This is a genomic window from Pseudomonas sp. DC1.2 (genome assembly GCF_034351645.1).
Classification (GTDB): domain Bacteria; phylum Pseudomonadota; class Gammaproteobacteria; order Pseudomonadales; family Pseudomonadaceae; genus Aquipseudomonas.
Genome location: NZ_CP133782.1, coordinates 3,675,248 through 3,693,183, shown reverse-complemented (window position 1 = coordinate 3,693,183; position 17,936 = coordinate 3,675,248). Strand labels below are relative to the sequence as shown.

The 17,936-nt window shown below is 61.3% G+C and carries 4 protein-coding genes; 3 read left to right on the top strand and 1 reads right to left on the bottom strand.

Going from position 1 to position 17,936, the window contains the following annotated elements:
* Window positions 1-7 precede the first annotated feature (7 nt).
* The 3 genes from RHM68_RS16560 (at window position 8) to RHM68_RS16550 (ending at window position 15,348) form a co-directional block, all read left to right on the top strand.
* Window positions 8-13,624: a non-ribosomal peptide synthase/polyketide synthase gene (locus RHM68_RS16560; RefSeq protein WP_322216691.1), complete on the top strand. Its 13,617-nt coding sequence runs from the start codon at window positions 8-10 to the stop codon at window positions 13,622-13,624.
* An 88-nt stretch (window positions 13,625-13,712) separates the two neighbouring features.
* Entirely contained in the window at window positions 13,713-14,669 is a 957-nt protein-coding gene (locus RHM68_RS16555; protein WP_322216688.1) for an alpha/beta hydrolase, read from the top strand.
* 385 nt (window positions 14,670-15,054) lie between these two features.
* Window positions 15,055-15,348: a DUF3077 domain-containing protein gene (locus tag RHM68_RS16550; protein ID WP_322216686.1), complete on the top strand. Its 294-nt coding sequence runs from the start codon at window positions 15,055-15,057 to the stop codon at window positions 15,346-15,348.
* A gap of 86 nt (window positions 15,349-15,434) precedes the next feature.
* On the opposite strand, the gene RHM68_RS16545 is transcribed toward RHM68_RS16550, so the two are convergent.
* On the bottom strand, window positions 15,435-17,915 hold the full coding sequence (locus RHM68_RS16545) for a TonB-dependent siderophore receptor (protein ID WP_322216685.1): 2,481 nt from the start codon (window positions 17,913-17,915) through the stop codon (window positions 15,435-15,437).
* Window positions 17,916-17,936: the final 21 nt, after the last annotated feature.

Genomic DNA, 17,936 nt, shown 5'->3' with positions numbered 1-17,936 from the left:
ACAACGCGTGCAAGAGTTAATCGAGTCGGTAGGACAACTTTCGGCTAAGCAAAGAAAGGCTCTGGCGGTGCTGCTCAAGCGCAAAGGTGTCAACCTTTTTGACATTGCCCCGGTTTTCAAACGCACGGCCGAAGAACCGTTGTTGCTGTCCTACGCTCAGCAACGCCAGTGGTTTTTGTGGCAATGGGCGCCGCACAGCGCGGCCTACAACATACCGACGGCCCTGCGCTTGCGGGGTCTGTTGGACGTTGGCGCGTTGCAAAATAGCCTCCAAGCGCTGACCGAACGTCACGAAACCTTGCGCACGGTGTTCACCCAGGAAGCCGAACAACCCTTGCAAGTGGTCCTGCCCGCAGGGCCCTTTACCCTTGAGATCCACCCCCTGAGCCCGGAACAGGCGATTGACCTGGAGGCGTCCATCCAGGCCTTCGTCCAGACCCAGAGCCAGAAGACTTTCGATTTGCAGAACGGCCCGCTATTGCGCGCGGCACTGTTGCAGATCACCCCTGATGACCATGTGCTGGTGCTGACCCTGCATCACATTGTTTCTGACGATTGGTCGTTGCAAGTGATGATTGAGGAACTGGTGCAGTTGTACGCCGGTTTCAACCTCGGGCACGACGCTGGCCTGCCGCCCTTGCCGATTCAATACGCCGACTACGCGCTGTGGCAGCGGCAGTGGATGGAGGCCGGTGAGCAAGCGCGTCAACTGGCCTATTGGCAGGAGAAACTCGGTGGCGAGCAACCGGTGCTCGAACTGCCCACCGACCGCGCACGCAGTGTTGAGCAGAGTTTTGCCGGGGCCAGTCACAACCTGATTCTCGACCCGGCGCTGAGCCAAAGCCTCAAGGCCTTTGCTCGAGAACAAAACGTCACCCTATTTGTGCTGTTGCTGGCCTCGTTCCAGGTCCTGTTGCACCGCTACAGCGGCCAGGCCGACATTCGCGTCGGCGTGCCAGTGGCTAACCGTGGGCGTGTGGAAATAGAGCGTCTGATCGGTTTTTTCGTCAACACCCAGGTATTCAAGGCGGATGTCGACGGGCAGGCGCGTTTTGTCGATTTGCTGCGTCAGGTCAAGCACACAGCCCAAGAGGCCCAGGCTCATCAAGACCTGCCGTTCGAGCAACTGGTGGAAGCCCTTGAACCGGGCCGCAGCCTGAGTCACAGCCCGCTATTCCAAGTGATGTTCAATCACACCGCGGAACGCAGGGCCAGCGTCGAAACCCGTCTGAACGGGCTGCACATCGAGCCGCTGGAATGGCAAAGCCAGACCGCACAGTTCGACCTGGTACTCAACACAACCGAGCAGGCCCATGGCATCGAAGCGGTGTTAAAATACGCCACCGACCTGTTTGATGCCGCCACACTCGAACGTCTGGCCCAGGACTGGACTCTGCTGTTGCAGGGGATTGCCCAGGACCCGACCCAGCGCATCGCACAATTACCCCTGCTGGATAACGCTCGGCAACAGCAGTTGCTGGCGCACTGGAACCCGGCGCGGATCGAGCACCCGGTCAGTCAGTGCCTCCAGCAAGCCTTCGAAGCCCAGGCCGAACGTCATCCCGACGCGGTGGCGGTGGTGTTCGATGGGCAACGCCTGACCTACGCCGAACTGAACCGTCGGGCCAATCAGTACGCACATCGATTGATCGCCCAAGGCGTCGGTCCGGAGGTGCGGGTAGGCGTTGCGGTTGAGCGGTCGCTGGACATGATCGTCGCCATCGTCGCGGTGCTGAAGGCTGGCGGCGCCTATGTGCCACTGGACCCGAGCTACCCCGACGACCGACTGCGCTACATGATCGAGGACAGCGGCATCGCGTTGCTGCTGACCCAGGGCCACTTGTTGGCGCAGTTGCCGATCCCACAGGGGCTCGCCTGTCTGGACCTGAGCCAGCCGCTGCACAGCGGCAATAGCGTTAACCCGGCATGCCAGACCACGCCGGACAACCTGGCTTACGTCATCTACACCTCGGGCTCCACCGGGCAACCCAAAGGTGCATTGCTGCCTCACAGCAACGTCATGCGCCTGTTCAGCGCCACCGACCACTGGTTCGGTTTTGGCCCCGACGACAGCTGGACCCTGTTCCATTCCTACGCATTCGATTTCTCGGTCTGGGAAATTTTCGGCGCGCTGCTGCATGGCGGCAAATTGGTGGTCGTACCGCATGACGTCAGCCGTTCGCCGGAAGAGTTCTACCGCTTGCTGTGCGACGAAAACGTCACGGTATTGAACCAGACACCGTCGGCGTTCAAGCCACTGATGCAAGTGGCCTGTGCCTCCGCGCGCCACAACGCGCTGCGCTATGTGGTGTTTGGCGGCGAAGCCCTCGAAGTGCAGAGCCTGCACCCGTGGTTCGAGCGCTTTGGCGACCGCGCGCCGACGTTGATCAACATGTACGGGATTACCGAAACCACCGTACACGTCACCTACCGGCCGCTGTCCATGACGCACTTGCAGCAAAGCCACAGCAGCCCGATTGGCGAGCCGATTGTCGACCTCTCGTGGTATTTGCTCGACGGCGCACTCAACCTGGTGCCCCAAGGCTGTATCGGTGAGTTGTATATCGCCGGTGCCGGCCTGGCTCGGGGTTATCTGAATCAGCCGGGCATGACCGCTGCCCGCTTCGTGCCCGACCCGTTTAACCCGCAATGCGGCGAGCGCCTGTACCGCACTGGCGACCTGGCACGGCTGCGCGGCGATGGTGTAATCGAGTACATCGGCCGCATAGACCATCAGGTCAAGGTCCGTGGTTTTCGCATTGAGCTGGGGGAAATCGAAACCCGGTTGCTCAAACATCCGGCGGTACGTGAGGCGGTGGTCCTCGCCGTCGAAGGGCTCAGCGGCCAGCAATTGGCAACGTGGATTGTGCCGACCGAGGCGCTGGTGGGCGATGCCCACGTCGCTGTGCGCGACGCGATCAAGGCGCACCTGCGCGAGACCTTGCCCGACTACATGGTGCCGGTGAGCTGGGTGTTCCTCGAACGCCTGCCCCTGACGGCCAACGGCAAGCTGGACCGCAAACAGTTGCCGAGTCCGGATACCCATCAGGTGCAAGAGGCCTACGCCGCACCGCGCAGTGACCTTGAACAGCGTCTGGCGGAGATCTGGCAGGACGTACTGAGCGTCGAGCGTATAGGGCTCAATGACAACTTTTTCGAGTTGGGCGGTGATTCGATTATCTCGATTCAAGTGGTCAGCCGCGCCCGTCAGGCGGGCATCAAGTTTTCGCCCAAGGACATCTTTCAGCACCAGACCGTGCAGCGCCTGGCTACCGTCGCGCAACAGAGCGACGCCGTGCAGGCGATGCAGGGCGACGTCTTGGGTGCTGCACCGCTGACGCCGATTCAGCAGTATTTTTTCGGCCTCGACATTCCCCAACGTCAGCACTGGAACCAGTCGATCCTGCTGACCCCCGCCGAGCACCTGGACAGAGGGCTGTTGGAACAATCGCTGATGCATCTGCAACGGCATCACGACGCCTTGCGTCTGCGCTATCGCGACACTGACGGTGGCTGGGTCCAAGAGCATGCGACTGTCGATCAGCCACCTGTGTTGCTGCGCACCGTCACCTTGGCCGATAGCCAGACCCTGCCGGCGCTGTGCATGGAGTTGCAACGCAGCCTTGATCTGCACAACGGGCCGCTGCTCCAGGCGCTGTTGGTGGACTTGCCGGATGCCAGCCAGCGCCTGTTGCTGGTGATCCATCACTTGGTGGTAGACGGCGTATCGTGGCGCATTCTGCTTGAGGACCTGCAAACCGCGTATCAGCAACTGACCACCAACCGAGTGCTGCGGCTGCCGGCCAAGACCACCGCGTTCAAGGATTGGGGCGAACACCTGCAAGGCTATGCCCGCAGCGCGGCCCTCGAAGCCGAGCTGGGTTACTGGCGCGAGCAACTGGCCGAAGCATCGTCCGACTTGCCGCTGGACCACCCGCAAGGTCAGTTGCAAAACCGCTTTGAACGCAGCGTCGACACGCGCCTGGATGCCGCACGCACCCGGCAATTGCTGCAACAGGCCCCGGCGGTCTATCGCACGCAGGTCAATGACTTGCTGCTGACCGCACTGGCCCAGGTTCTGTGTCAATGGACCGCCAGCGACAGCGTGCTGGTGCAACTCGAAGGTCATGGCCGCGAAGACGTGTTCGACGACCTCGACCTGAGCCGCACAGTCGGCTGGTTCACCAGCATGTTCCCGGTACGCCTCAAACCCCAAGCCAGCCTTGAAGCGTCGATCAAGGGTATCAAGGAACAACTGCGGGCGATTCCGCACAAAGGCATCGGTTACGGGCTGTTGCGTTACCTCGGCAGCGCCGATGCGCAAGCGGCGCTCAAGGACCTGGCACAGCCCACTGTCACGTTCAACTACCTCGGCCAGTTCGATAACAACTTCGACGAGGCGGCCCTTTGGGTGCCGGCCACCGAAGACAAGGGGGCCGGCCAAGACCCGCAGGCGCCGATGAGCAACTGGTTGACCATCGACGGACGCGTCTATCAGGGCCAGTTGAGCCTGACCTGGACTTACAGTGGCGATGTCTTTGAAGACGCGACCATCAACGCCTTGGCCCATGCCTATGAAGTGGCGTTGGGCGAACTGATCGACCATTGCCTGAGCCACCCGCGTGGCGGCCTGACGCCGTCCGATGTGCCGCTGGCCGGTTTGTCCCAGGCCCATCTGGACAGCCTGCCGATTGCGCCACAGCAGATTGAGGACCTTTATCCGCTGGCGCCGATGCAGCAGGGTATTTTGTTCCACAGCCTGTACGACGCTGATGCCAGTGCCTACGTTTATCAAATGCTGCTGGACATCGATGGGCTGGACGTCGCGCGCTTTCAGCAATCCTGGCAGCGCGTGGTGGATCGCCATGAAGTGTTGCGGGCCGGTTTCATCTGGGGCCGTGACGGTCTCGATACGCCGCTGCAAGTGATCCATCGTCAGTTAGCGCTGGAAATGCCGGAAGTGGACGTTCGCGATGAGCCGGACCAGGCCACTGCCCTTGAGCGCCGGGCGCGGGCTGACCTTGAGCGCGGCTTCGATTTGCAGAACCCACCGTTGCTGCGCCTGTGCCTGTTGCGCACCGCGCAGGATCGGCATCGGTTGATTTTCACCTGCCACCACATCCTCATGGATGGCTGGAGTAACTCGCTGATGTTCGGCGAGGTATTGCAGGATTACGCCGGTCATCCGGTGCCGAGTTCACCAGGGCGTTACCGCGATTTCCTGGCCTGGTTGCAACGCCAGGATCAAGGCGCGGCGCAAACCTTCTGGCGCAGGCAACTGGCCGAGCTGAGCGAGCCGACCCGATTGGCGTCGGCCTGTCACGGGCAGACCGTGCCGGGACCGGGCAAGGGCGTGCATCGCCTGAACTTCGACGCGGTGTTTACGCAGCGTTTGAACGGTTTTTCCCGTCAGCAACAAGTGACGCTCAACAGCCTGGTGCAAGCCGCATGGCTGCTGGTGCTGCAACGCTATACCGGGCAGGACAGCGTCGCCTTCGGGGCGACGGTGTCCGGACGTCCGGTGGATTTGCCAGGTATCGAGCAACAATTGGGGCTGTTCATCAACACGTTACCGGTGATCGCCACGCCGCAAGCCACCCTCAGCGTCCGCGACTGGGTGCGTAGCGTGCAGGACAAAAATCTACTGTTACGCGACTACGAGCAGACGCCGTTGCAGGACATTCAGCGCCTGGCCCAGCTCAGCGGTGAGGCGCTGTTCGACACACTGTTGGTGTTCGAAAACTACCCGGTTTCGCAAACCCTGGAGGCCAATCCCGGCGGCTTGCGTTTCAGCGGCCTCGAACACCGTGAACAAACCAACTATGGCTTGACCCTGATCGCCGGTGCCAGCGACGTGTTGAACCTGGACTTCAACTACCTCACCGAGCATTTCAACGAGCGCAGCATTGTGGGCCTGGCCCGTCATCTGCAAGAAGTGCTGCGCCAGTTCCTCGAAGCGCCGCAACGGTTGTTGGGCGAGATCGGCCTACTGCCCAGTGCCGAACAGCACAGCCTGGCGCAGTGGAATGCACCTGAGGCCGCGTACCCGACCCAGTTACTGATTCATCAGGGCTTTGAGGCTCAGGTTCAGGAACGGCCGCACGCCATGGCGCTGAGTCATGCCGGTGTTGCCCTGAGCTATGCCGAACTCAACCGCCGCGCTAATCAACTGGCCCGGCGTCTGGTGGCTTTGGGCGTTGGTCCTGAAGTACGGGTGGGCGTGGCGCTGCCGCGTTCGGCTGAACTGGTGATTGCACTGATGGCGGTGCTCAAGGCCGGTGGCGCCTACGTGCCGCTGGACCCCGACTACCCGGCGGATCGCGTGGCGTACATGCTCGACGACAGTCAGGCGAAAGTCTTACTGACCCAGCAAGCGTTGCTCGCGCAATGGCCGCAGACCCAGGCCCACGTGGTGTTGCTTGAGGCCGGGGTGAGCGCGGTGACCGACCTGGCGGCGGACAACCTCGATGTGCGCTGCGCCAGCGCTAACTTGGCTTACGTGATTTACACCTCCGGCTCCACCGGTAAACCCAAAGGCGTGGCCATCGCGCATCGCAACGTACAGGCGCTGATTCACTGGTCCCGCGAGGTTTACAGTGAGGAAGACCTGCAAGGCGTGCTGGCCTCGACGTCGGTGTGTTTTGACTTGTCGGTGTGGGAGATTTTCGTCACCCTGGCCCGTGGCGGCTCGATCCTCATGGCCCGTAACGCCCTCGAACTGCCGGACTTGCCAGAGCGCGATCAGGTTCGCCTGATCAACACGGTACCGTCGGCCATCGCCGCGTTGCAGCGCATCGGGCAAATTCCGCAGGGCGTGCGCATCATCAACCTGGCCGGCGAACCGCTCAAGCAAACGCTGGTTGATACGCTGTATCGGGACACGTCGGTGCAACACGTCTACGACCTGTACGGGCCGTCCGAAGACACCACGTATTCGACCTGGACCCGACGCGAAGCCGGTGGTCAGGCCAACATTGGCCGGCCGTTGGTCAATAGCACCGCGCAGTTGCTGGACGCGCAATTGCACGCCGCGCCCCTCGGCGTGGCCGCCGAGTTGTACTTGGCCGGTGAGGGCATTACCCGTGGTTACCTGTTCCGCCCCGGCCTGACTGCCGAACGCTTCGTGCCCGACCCATCGTCGAGCAACGGCGAGCGGATGTACCGCAGCGGTGACCTGACACGCTACCGCGACGATGGCCTGATCGAATACGTCGGCCGCATCGACCATCAGGTCAAGGTCCGTGGCTTGCGTATCGAACTGGGGGAAATCGAAGTTCGGCTGCTGGCCCACGACCGCGTGCGCGAAGGCGTGGTGCTGGCGGTGGAGGGTCACAGTGGGCAACAACTGGTGGCCTATGTGGTGCCGACGCAGACCGACCTGAGCCTACAGGAACAGGACGATTTGAGTGACTCACTCAAGGCCGGACTCAACACGCACTTGCCCGATTACATGGTGCCCGCCCACTGGTTGTTCCTCGATCAGTTGCCCCTGACGCCTAACGGCAAACTCGACCGCAAGGCCTTGCCGACGCCGGATACCCATCAGGCACAGCGCGATTACGTGGCACCGCGCACAGGGCTGGAACAGCAGATTGCCGGTGTCTGGCAAGACATTCTGAAAATCGACCGGGTGGGGATTACCGACAACTTCTTCACCTTGGGCGGTGACTCGATCATCTCCATTCAAGTGGTCAGCCGCGCACGCCAACTGGGCATTCGCTTCACGCCCAAAGACCTGTTTCAGCAGCAGACCGTACAAGGCTTGGCCACGGTGGTGAGTGTCGATCCGCTGAGGCTCACCCGCGATCAAGGGCCGGTGACCGGCAGTACGCCGTTGTTGCCGCTGCAACAGGACTACGTGAATGCCGCGCTGGAGCAGCGCCCGCCTAACCGGTCGGCGTTGCTTGAACCTCGGGTGCAACTGATGCCCGAGTGTGTTGAACACGCGTTGCAGGCGTTGCTGGCGCAGCATGACAGCTTGCGGTTGACCTTCAAGGATGGACTCGCGCGCTATCGCGATGAGGCACCGCCCGGCGCGGCGCCGCTGTTGCTTCAGCAACGTGTGAGGGACATTGACCAGTTGCAGACCCTGGCCGAACAGGCGCAACACGACCTTGATCTGGAACACGGGCCGTTGCTGAGAGCGGTGCTGTTCGAACTGCCCGAGGGCGAGCAGCGTTTGCTGGTGGTCGGCCATTGGTTGGCGGTGGACACCGTTGCGTGGCCGCTGCTGTTGCAGGACTTGCACCATGCCTGCACGCAACTGATGGCTGGCGAAGCCTTGGTGTTCCCGGCTAAAACCGCCTCGTTCAAACGCTGGAGCGAACAGGTACTGGACTTCGGCCACAGCCAAAAATTGCGGGCTCAGTTGCCATTCTGGCAGGCACAACACGCCGTCGAGGCTGCTGAGTGGTGTTGGGTTCCCGCACCGATCCTCAATGGCGCTGAAGCGCGGTTGAGTTGTCTCGACCAGGTTGCCACGCCTTCGTTGTTGGAACAGGCCTGCGCCGCTTACAGCACTGAGCCCCGTGAGCTGTTGCTGACGGCACTGGCGCGCGTTCTTTCACGCTGGAGTGGCCAGGCCTCAAACGTGGTCGAGCTTGAAGGTGATGGACGCCAAGCGTTGGGCGAAGACTTGGACCTGACGCGCACCGTGGGTGGATTCCACCAGCATTTCCCGGTGCGCCTGACCACGGTCGAGCCGCTGGGTGATTCGATCAAGCAGATCAAGGAACAACTGCGTGCGGTGCCGAATCAGGGGCTGGGTTACGGCGTGTTGCGCGAACACATCGAGGGCGCGGCAACAGTCGGTGCGCCGCGAATCGGTTTCAGCTTCGACGAGGTGCCGAACCGCCGTGTCGAATCCGCTGGCGATAGCCTATGGACGGTGGCGGGGCAAAGCCCTGGCACGGCCGTGTCGTCTTCGCGCCATGGGCTGAAGCTTGAGGTGCAGTTGCTTAATGGTCAATTGCAGTTCGGCTGGTCGTCCAATGATCAGGCCTTCAAGCCTTCGACCCTTCAGCGTTTGGCCGATGACTTCGCCGAGGAACTCGGTGCCGTGATCGAGCATTGCTGCCAGCCCGGCACGCGAGGCCTGACGCCGTCGGACTTCCCGCTGGCACGCCTCGATCAGGCGCAATTGGATGCACTGCCCGTCGCAGCGGCAACCATCGAAGATATCTACCCGCTGTCGCCGATGCAGGAAGGCATGCTGTTCCACACCCTGTCGGACAACGGCAGCAGCCTGTACGTGCAACAGGTCAGCCTGCCAATCAAGGGACTTGAGGTGGAGCGCTTCCGAGCGGCGTGGGACTACGTCATCGAGCGTCAGGCCATTTTGCGCACCAGCTTCCATTGGCAGGACGGCCTGGCCAAGCCGTTGCAGATCGTTCACGTCCACGCAGCGTTGCAGATGCAGGTATTCGATTGGCGCGAGCTGCGCGTCAGCGAAACGCAGATTGCCGAGTTTGCCACTGAGGACCGTGCGCTGGGGTTCGACCTGTCCCAGGCGCGCTTGCAACGACTGACGTTGCTGCGCCTGAGTGATGAGCAGTACCAGATGATCTGGACCAGTCACCACATTTTGATGGATGGCTGGAGCAGCTCGCGGCTGTTTGGCGAGGTGTTGCAGTTCTACTCCAAGGGCATGGTCAGCGGCGAGAATGGCCGCTATCGCGACTTTATCGCCTGGTTGCACGCGCAGGACCAGGATGCCCAGGAACTGTTCTGGAAAGCGCGCTTGGCGGCCGTCACCGAGCCTACCGCGTTGAGCCAGTCCATTCACCCGCGCCACTCGGTCGATGTGTCGGGGCACGAGGCGATTTACTCAAACTGGAATGTGCCGCAAACCGCACGGCTGTTGCAGTTCTGCCGTGACCTGCGCATTACCCCCAATACGCTTATTCAGGGGGCTTGGCTGTTGCTGTTGCAGCGCTATACCGGCCAGCGCACGGTGACGTTCGGCGCCACCGTATCCGGTCGCCCCGAAAGCTTGCCGAATGTCGGCAACATGCTCGGGTTGTTCATCAACACCTTGCCAATCATTCAGACCCCCGAGCCGGATCAACGGCTGGCTGACTGGCTGAACCAGGTCCAGGCTTACAACCTCGACATCCGCGACTATTCCCAGGCGCCGCTGGCGGATGTGCAGCGCTGGTCGAACCTGGGTGGCCAGGCGTTGTTCGACAGCATCATCGTGTTCGAGAATTTCCCGATCGATGATCGCCTGCAAGAAGAGAACGACACTGACCTGACCTTCGGTAAGTCCATCGGCCACGGTGTGACCAACGTGCCAATGGACTTGGCCGTAATGCTCGGCGACGAGTTGTCCATCGAATACCTGTACTTGCGCAGCCATTTCAGCGCCGATGCGGTCGAGAATATTCGCCTGACCCTGGAAAACACCCTTGAAGCGATGATGAGCGCGCCTTACGAACGCCTGGGTAATTTGCAGCGTTTGTCGGGTGAGCAATGGCAGGCGATGCAGGCCTGGAGCGCCGAGCCTGTGGCGGATCATCAGGCAACGCTGTTGCCGCAACTGATCAGCCAGCACGCCCGGCGTCAGCCTGAAGCGATTGCCTTGCAGTGCGCCGGGTTGAGCCTGAGCTACGGCGAGCTGGAGCAACGGGCCAATCGATTGGCGCACTGCCTGATCGAGCACGGCGCAGGGCCCGAAGTGGTGATCGGCGTAGCGTTGCCACGCTCACTGGAAATGCTGGTCAGCTTTCTGGCGGTGCTCAAGAGCGGGGCGGCCTATGTGCCGCTGGACATCGATTATCCACCGGAGCGACTGGCGTACATGATCGAGGATTCAGGCATGGCGCTGCTGCTCAGTCAAAGCAGCCTACGGGCCACGTTACCGGCGCCGGAGGGACTGCTGCGCCTGGAAATCGATCATCTCGATGCCTCGCGTTACGCTGATGAGGCGCCGGTGTGCCGGGTTCAAGAGCAAGGGTTGGCCTATCTGGTCTACACCTCAGGTTCTACCGGTCGGCCAAAAGGTGTCGCGGTCACTCAAGGGCCGTTGAGCATGCACTGCCAGGCCATCGCCAAGTTGTACGAGATGGACACCCGCAGTTGTGAGTTGCACTTCATGTCGTTCGCCTTCGATGGGGCGCATGAGCGCTGGTTGAGTACGTTGTACAGCGGCGCTCGCCTGGTGATTCGTGACGGCTGCCTGTGGACCCCCGAACAGACTTACGCGGCCCTGCACCAATACGGCGTCACCATTGCCTGCTTCCCACCGGCCTACCTCAAGCAACTGGCCGAATACGCCGCCGACAGCGGTATCGCGCCGCCGCCGGTGCGGATTTACTGCTTCGGCGGCGACGCGGTGCCGGACCAGACCTTCGAAAAGGTCAAGGCCGCGCTGCGCCCGGAATACTTCACCAACGGCTACGGCCCGACCGAAACCGTGGTCACGCCGATGCTCTGGAAAGTGCCGGTCAGTCAGCACTGCGAAGCCGCCTATGCACCGATTGGCCGAGCCGTAGGCGCTCGCTCGCTGTACGTCCTCGACGACGACCTGAATCCATTGCCGCCAGGCTTTTGCGGCGAGTTGTATATCGGCGGCTACGGGATTGCCCGTGGTTATCACCGTCGGCCGGATTTGACCGGTGAGCGTTTTGTGCCTAACCCCTTTGTCGCGGGCGAGCGGCTCTATCGCTCCGGCGACCTGGTGCGCTTGCGCCCGGACGGTGTGCTCGACTATGTCGGGCGCATCGACCATCAGGTCAAAGTCCGCGGGTTCCGTATTGAGTTGGGTGAAGTCGAGGCCCGCCTGCGGCAACTGGAAGCCGTCAACGATGCGCTGGTGATCGCCCGCGACAACGCCAGCGGCAAGCAGTTGATCGGTTACGTGGTGACCGACGGCGGGCAGGACCTGGGTGATGAACTCAAGGCCGGGCTAAGGGCGACGTTGCCGGAGTACATGGTGCCGGCGCAGATCGTCTGCCTTGACGCTTTTCCGGTCACGCCCAATGGCAAACTGGATCGCAAGGCGTTGCCGGAGCCAACGTTCAAAAGCGAGGAATACGTCGCGCCACGCACTCAGCAGGAGCAACTGTTGGCCGAGATCTGGGCGCAGGTACTCCAGGTGGAGCAGGTCGGTATCAGTGACAACTTTTTCGAATTGGGGGGGGACTCGATCCTCAGTCTTCAAGTGATTTCACGCGTCAGGAACCACCCGACGCTGAACATGGACCTCAAGCTTCGCGACTTGATGCGTTTGCAGACCATCGCTGGGCTGGTCGAACAGGACGTGGCGAAAGCGGGCACGCCGCCACCGGTGAAAGATGTCACCCACGTTGCCAGTGCTGGCTTGTTTAATTTGTTGCCGATTCAGGAGTGGTTCTTCGCCGAGGGCATGGCCGAACCGCACCACTACAACCAGTCACTGCTGTTGAGTGCGCGTCAGGCCCTGGACCTGGATGCACTTGAACAGGCCTTGGGCTGGATCGAAAAACATCACGACGCGCTGCGCCTGCGTTTCTGTCAGGAAGGTGGCCGCTGGCTCCAGCGTTACGCGACGCCGACCGAACAGCGCGAGCCGTTGTTGTGGCGGCGCGAGGCGCAAACCAGTGAACACGTAGAAGCCCTGGCCAACCTGACCCAACGCAGTCTCAAACTCGATGATGGGCCGGCCTGGCGCGCCGTGCATATCGCGTTGCCGGACGGTGCAGCGCGACTGTTAATGGTCATTCACCATTTGGTGGTCGATACGGTGTCGTGGCGGATTCTGCTCGACGACCTGAAAGTGGCCTACGAGGCATGCGCCATGGGCCTTGAACCGCAACTGCCGATTCGCACCAGCAGTTACCGCGCGTTTGCCGAAGCCTTGCAGACGCAGGCGCCGGTCATCGCCGAACAGGAGTTGGGGTACTGGCTGCAACAACTGGATCAGCCGAGCGTCGATCTGCTGTGCGACAACCCCCGTGGCAAAAACCAGGTGCGCCAGCAAGCCCAGGCACGGCTCAAGTTGTCTCGCGAGCACACCGACCAGTTGCTCAAACAGGCTCCGGCGGTGTACCGCACCCAGATCAACGATTTGTTACTGACCGCGCTCAGTCGTGCGTTGTGCCGCTGGAGCGAACAGTCATCGGCGTTGATCCTGCTGGAAGGGCATGGTCGCGAAGACCTGTTCGACAGTATTGATCTGAGTCGCAGCCTGGGCTGGTTCACCAGCATGTTCCCTGTGCGCCTGAACCCAGACCGCGAGGATATCGGTACGTCGATCCTCAACGTCCAGTCGCAGTTGGCGGCCGTGCCTCAGAAGGGCATCGGCTATGGCGTTCTGCGCCATCTGGCCGGCACGTCACTGGGGCGACAACTCGCCGATCTGCCGCAGGCGCGTGTGACCTTCAACTACCTGGGGCAGTTCGACCAGAGTTTCGACGAGCAGGCGCTGCTGGTGCCGGCGCTGGAGGACAGCGGCGATAACTACAGCCTGAAAGCGAACTTGGGAAACTGGCTGGAAATTGTCGGCCAGGTCTATGACGGTCAATTGGCGTTGCGCTGTATTTACAGCACTCAGCGCTATCGGGCCCAGACCATGGAGGGCTTCATGCAGGGATATCAGCAGGAACTCGAAGCGCTGATCGAGCATTGCATGGCACGTATCAGCTGATCGGCAGCCCCCTGTAGGCGTTAGCAGGCTCACGCCTACAGGTAGGCCGCTGCGTTCTCCTTTTTTTGTGCATACAAGGACCTAATCGATGCCGTTACACCCTGATCTCGAAGCCTTTCTCGACCTGGCGCAAGACAGCCGCGACGCGGGCCTGCCGGCGATGCACCAACTGACGCCGACCCAGGCCCGTGACACCTTCGAACAGACCACCGCGCAACTGCGCTGGCCCGCGCCCGACGAGCTGCACGTGCAGCCGATCAACACGCTGGGCCGCGACGGCGCGCCTTTGGCGTTACGTCTGTATCGCCCGCACGCTGTGACCGAGCCTATGCCAGTGCTGGTGTACTTCCATGGCGGCGGTTTCGTGGTCGGCAGCCTCGACTCTCACGATGGCGTTTGCCGTGAGTTTTGCCGGCGCACACCGTGCGCAGTCCTCAGCGTCGGTTATCGGTTGGCGCCGGAACACCGTTTTCCGACGGCGCTCGAGGATGGTGAGGACGCATTGTCGTGGCTGGCCGAACAGGCGCGCACGCTCGGGCTGGATCCCGCACGCGTGGCATTTGGCGGCGACAGTGCGGGGGCGACACTGGCGACCGTGCTGGCCTTACAAGCTGTGATTCAGCCCGCCACCGTGGCCATCGCGCCGACAGTCCAGTTGCTCTGCTACCCCGTCACGGATGCCTCACGCGCCCATGATTCACGGGTGTTGTTCGGCGAGGGCTATCTGCTGGAAAACGCAACGCTGGACTGGTTCTATCAGCACTACGCGCGCACGCCTGAAGACGTTCTCGACTGGCGCTTCTCGCCGTTGTTAGCCGAAAACGTGCGCGGCCTCGCGCCCGCGATTGTGCTTCTTGCCGGGCTCGATCCGTTACTCGACGAAGGCCAGGCCTACGTCGATAAACTGCGCGCGCAGGGCGTGAGCGTCGAACTTGAACACTGCCCAGGGCTGACCCATGACCTGCTGCGCATGGCCTCAGTCATGCCCGAGGTACTGGCAGTGCATGAAACCTTGAGCCGGACGTTGAGTCGGTATTTGGGTTGAGTGTCGGATTGATAGGCAAGCCTAAAAAACGCCGCTTACCCCTAACGAGCACGCGGCGTTTTTTATGCGCGCTGCAATTAAAGCGCCGGCCGAGCCTTCGACAGTTTCTACAGAGGTTGCCGCTGGTTATATCTTCGGGCTACGTCACCTTGGGTCATTGCCTACAAGTCCGCCAGAATCGCCCGGCTTGTGGGTAGGGTGGGCCGCCGTTATCGTTTCTTGTCGCTGAAGCATTCAGCGAACGGGCTTGGAAACCCGATGAGTCGCGCAACAGCATGTTAAGGAGTTACACCATGCGCGCTGTAAATCTGCACAAAGTCAGGCATTTTTCTCCTCTTGATATAGACCCTTGCCCTCACGGCCTCCGCGTTAATGGAGGTGGCCAATGACTGAAAAAAAACACGCCACAACCATTGGTGTCACTCCTTTCATCTACTGTTCAGATCGAGCACTTTTCCACGTAAGCGCTGGTGTTCCCATCAGCCAGGCATTGTCACAGGCCTCTGATTTGCTGTTTCTTGCCAAGGCGCTTGCAGAAGACGCGGCTTTTGCAAAAGACACTGACCGGCATGCTTGGGCCGCGCACTATCTGACGGCGATGGGGAAGGCAGTGATAGATGATGTGATAAAAGCCGTTACACCGAGGCCTGCGGATTCGGTTAAGAAAACATCACGGTAGCGGCTAGCCGTTTTGACTTCAGCCTGCGTTCCACCCTAAACAAAAAAGCCGCGCTAAATGCGCGGCTTTCTGGTTGTTCAGTGCAATCAGAAGTCAGCTTTGACCGACATCACGAAGTTGCGCGGATCGCCGTAGAAGTTACCGAAACCTTCGGTGCCGATGGTGGCGTAGTAGCGTTTGTCGAACAGGTTGTTGCCGTTGAGGGCCACGGACCAGGTGTCATCGATGCGGTAACCGATGCGGCCGTTCCAGATCGCATAACCCGACTGGGTGATTTTGTTGCCACTGGTGGGTGAAGTGCGGTAGTTGCTGCTCTGGGCGTTGACGCCGGCCCCGACGGTGACGCGGTCCAGCGGGCCGCTGAGGGCGTAATCCCCCCACACTCGCAGCAAGTGGCGTGGCACGTAGGTGTTGTACGACAGACCATCCTGGCTTACGTCGGCGTCTTCCAACACTTTGGTTTGGGTGTAGGTGTAACCGGCCAGCAGTTGCAGGCGGTCAATGACTTCACCGCCGACTTCTGCTTCGAAACCCTGGGCGCGGACTTTGCCGGAGTTCATCGAGCAACTGCTGTCTTCGCAGGCGGGATCATCCTGGGCGGCGTCTTTCTGTAGGGTGCGGAATAGGTTGAAGGAGCTGTTGAGGCGCCCGGCGAACCATTCACCCTTGATCCCCAGTTCGTAGCTTTGACCGATCAGCGGCTTGAGCGTCGCGCCGTCGATGGTTTTGTAGCCGCCTTGCGGGGTGAAGATGTCTGAATAGCTGGCGTAGGCGGTCAGGTTGTCGTTGATGTCAAACAGCAAACCTGCAAACGGTGTGACTTGCCCGGTTTCGGTGGAGCTGGTGTTGACCTGTGTCCCTTCGCCTCGGTAATACTGCACCGAGTCAGTCTCGGATTTGTACCAACTGACGCGGCTGCCCAAGACGAAGGTCAGTGGGTCGGCGAGTTTCAGGCGTGCAGTCGAGTACACGCCATATTGCAGGATGCTCATGTCCACCGGCCCCCCCCGCGAGGCATTCGCCAGGTAGTAGCTGTCGTCAGGCTTGGCGATGTGATGGTTGGGGTCGAGCACGTTCTGGCGCTGGGGCAGGGCGGCCACGGCGTAGAAATCGTCCTTGCGCGAGCGACTGGCGTTGGCACCGACGGTCAGTTCGTGTTGCTGGCCGAATGCGTTGAATTTGCCATCGACATAGGCGTCGAGGCCGTAATCGACTTGATCGTAGTCATACGTACTGCCCAGCATCAGGGTTGAGGAGCGCGTCGCTCCCACCGGCACCGAGCCACTCGGGAAGGCGTATTCCATGTCTTGGGTATTACGCGAGTAGACGCCCGCCACTTTCAGTGCCCAATCGTCGTTGAGCTGTTGCTTCAGGTCGGTGAAATAGGTGGCCCGTTTGCTGCGCTGGTTGTTCCAGGCGGTGTTCAGGCAGGTGGAACGCTTGAGGTGCAGGTCGCTGCCATCGGCGTAGCGGGGCAGGCCACCCCAGCAAGGCGTTGCGTCCACGTCTTCATATGCGAAGCCCAGGCCCAGGGTGGTGTCGGGGCTCAGGTCGAAGTCCAGAGCGCCGTAGTAGATCTGGTCCTTGCGATCACCGATGTCATAGAAGTATTGCCGAGTCTGCTGGGTGACCACGGCGCGACCACGGACGGTGCCAGTGTCGTTCAGCGGGCCGCCGGTATCGACCTGGGCGCGGTAGTTGTCCCAGGAACCGGCCGACATCGACAGTTCGGTATGCGCGGTGTCCTGGCCACGCTTGCGCACGAAGTTGACCGCACCCGAGGTGCCGCCTGCGCCCTTCATCATGCCGGCCGCGCCGCGTAGCACTTCGACGCGGTCATAGATGGCCATGTCGCTGTTAAAACTGTCGGCCTGAACGTAGCTGCTGCCGATGTCCAGCGGCACGCCGTCGTACTGGTATTGGCCGGTCATGCGGAAGCCGCGCGAGTAGAAATACTTGCCGCCCATGGGCGAATCGTAAACGGTGATGCCTGGGGTCTTTTCCATGACCTGTTCGATGGTGTTGAGGTTCTGGTCGTCGAGCATTTTGCGGGTCATCACCGTGACCGACTGCGGCGTGTCCTTGAGCGAATGCACGCCCTTGCCAATCGTTACGCCGCCGGTGGTGTAGGCGTTGCTGCCCTCGGTGGTGGCGGTCAACTGCTGACCGGTGACGCTGGTCGGTGCCAGTTCCATGGCGCTGCCAGTGGCCGGCGCGAGGAGTGTCACGGTGTTGCCGTCGCGCTGATGGCGAATGCCCGTGCCCTTGAGCAAGGCGCTGAGCGAGTCATCCTCCTGATAGCGACCCTTGAGCGCGCTGGAGCGCAGATTTTGCAGGCTCTCGGGGCTGTAGATGATTTGCAGGCTGGTTTGCTGGCCGAGGCTCTGCAAGGCTTGAGCGAGTGGCTGAGCGGGAATGTTCAGGGTCCATTCCTGGGCGTGGACATAGGGCGCGACGGCCAGTGTCATTGCCAGGCTGAGGCCGGTGGCGGCGACTCGGGAGCGTGGGGTGCTGCGCATCAGCAGAGCGTGGGTCAAGGGACGAAGCATGAAGCGGAATGCGGACATGAGGTTAAGACCTTGGCAGGT

Bases quoted from the DNA above. Each gene is read 5' to 3' on its own strand.
- RHM68_RS16555 (WP_322216688.1), top strand. From the start codon at position 13,713: ATGCCGTTACACCCTGATCTCGAAGCCTTTCTCGACCTGGCGCAAGAC.
- RHM68_RS16550 (WP_322216686.1), top strand. From the start codon at position 15,055: ATGACTGAAAAAAAACACGCCACAACCATTGGTGTCACTCCTTTCATC.
- RHM68_RS16545 (WP_322216685.1), bottom strand. From the start codon at position 17,915: ATGTCCGCATTCCGCTTCATGCTTCGTCCCTTGACCCACGCTCTGCTG.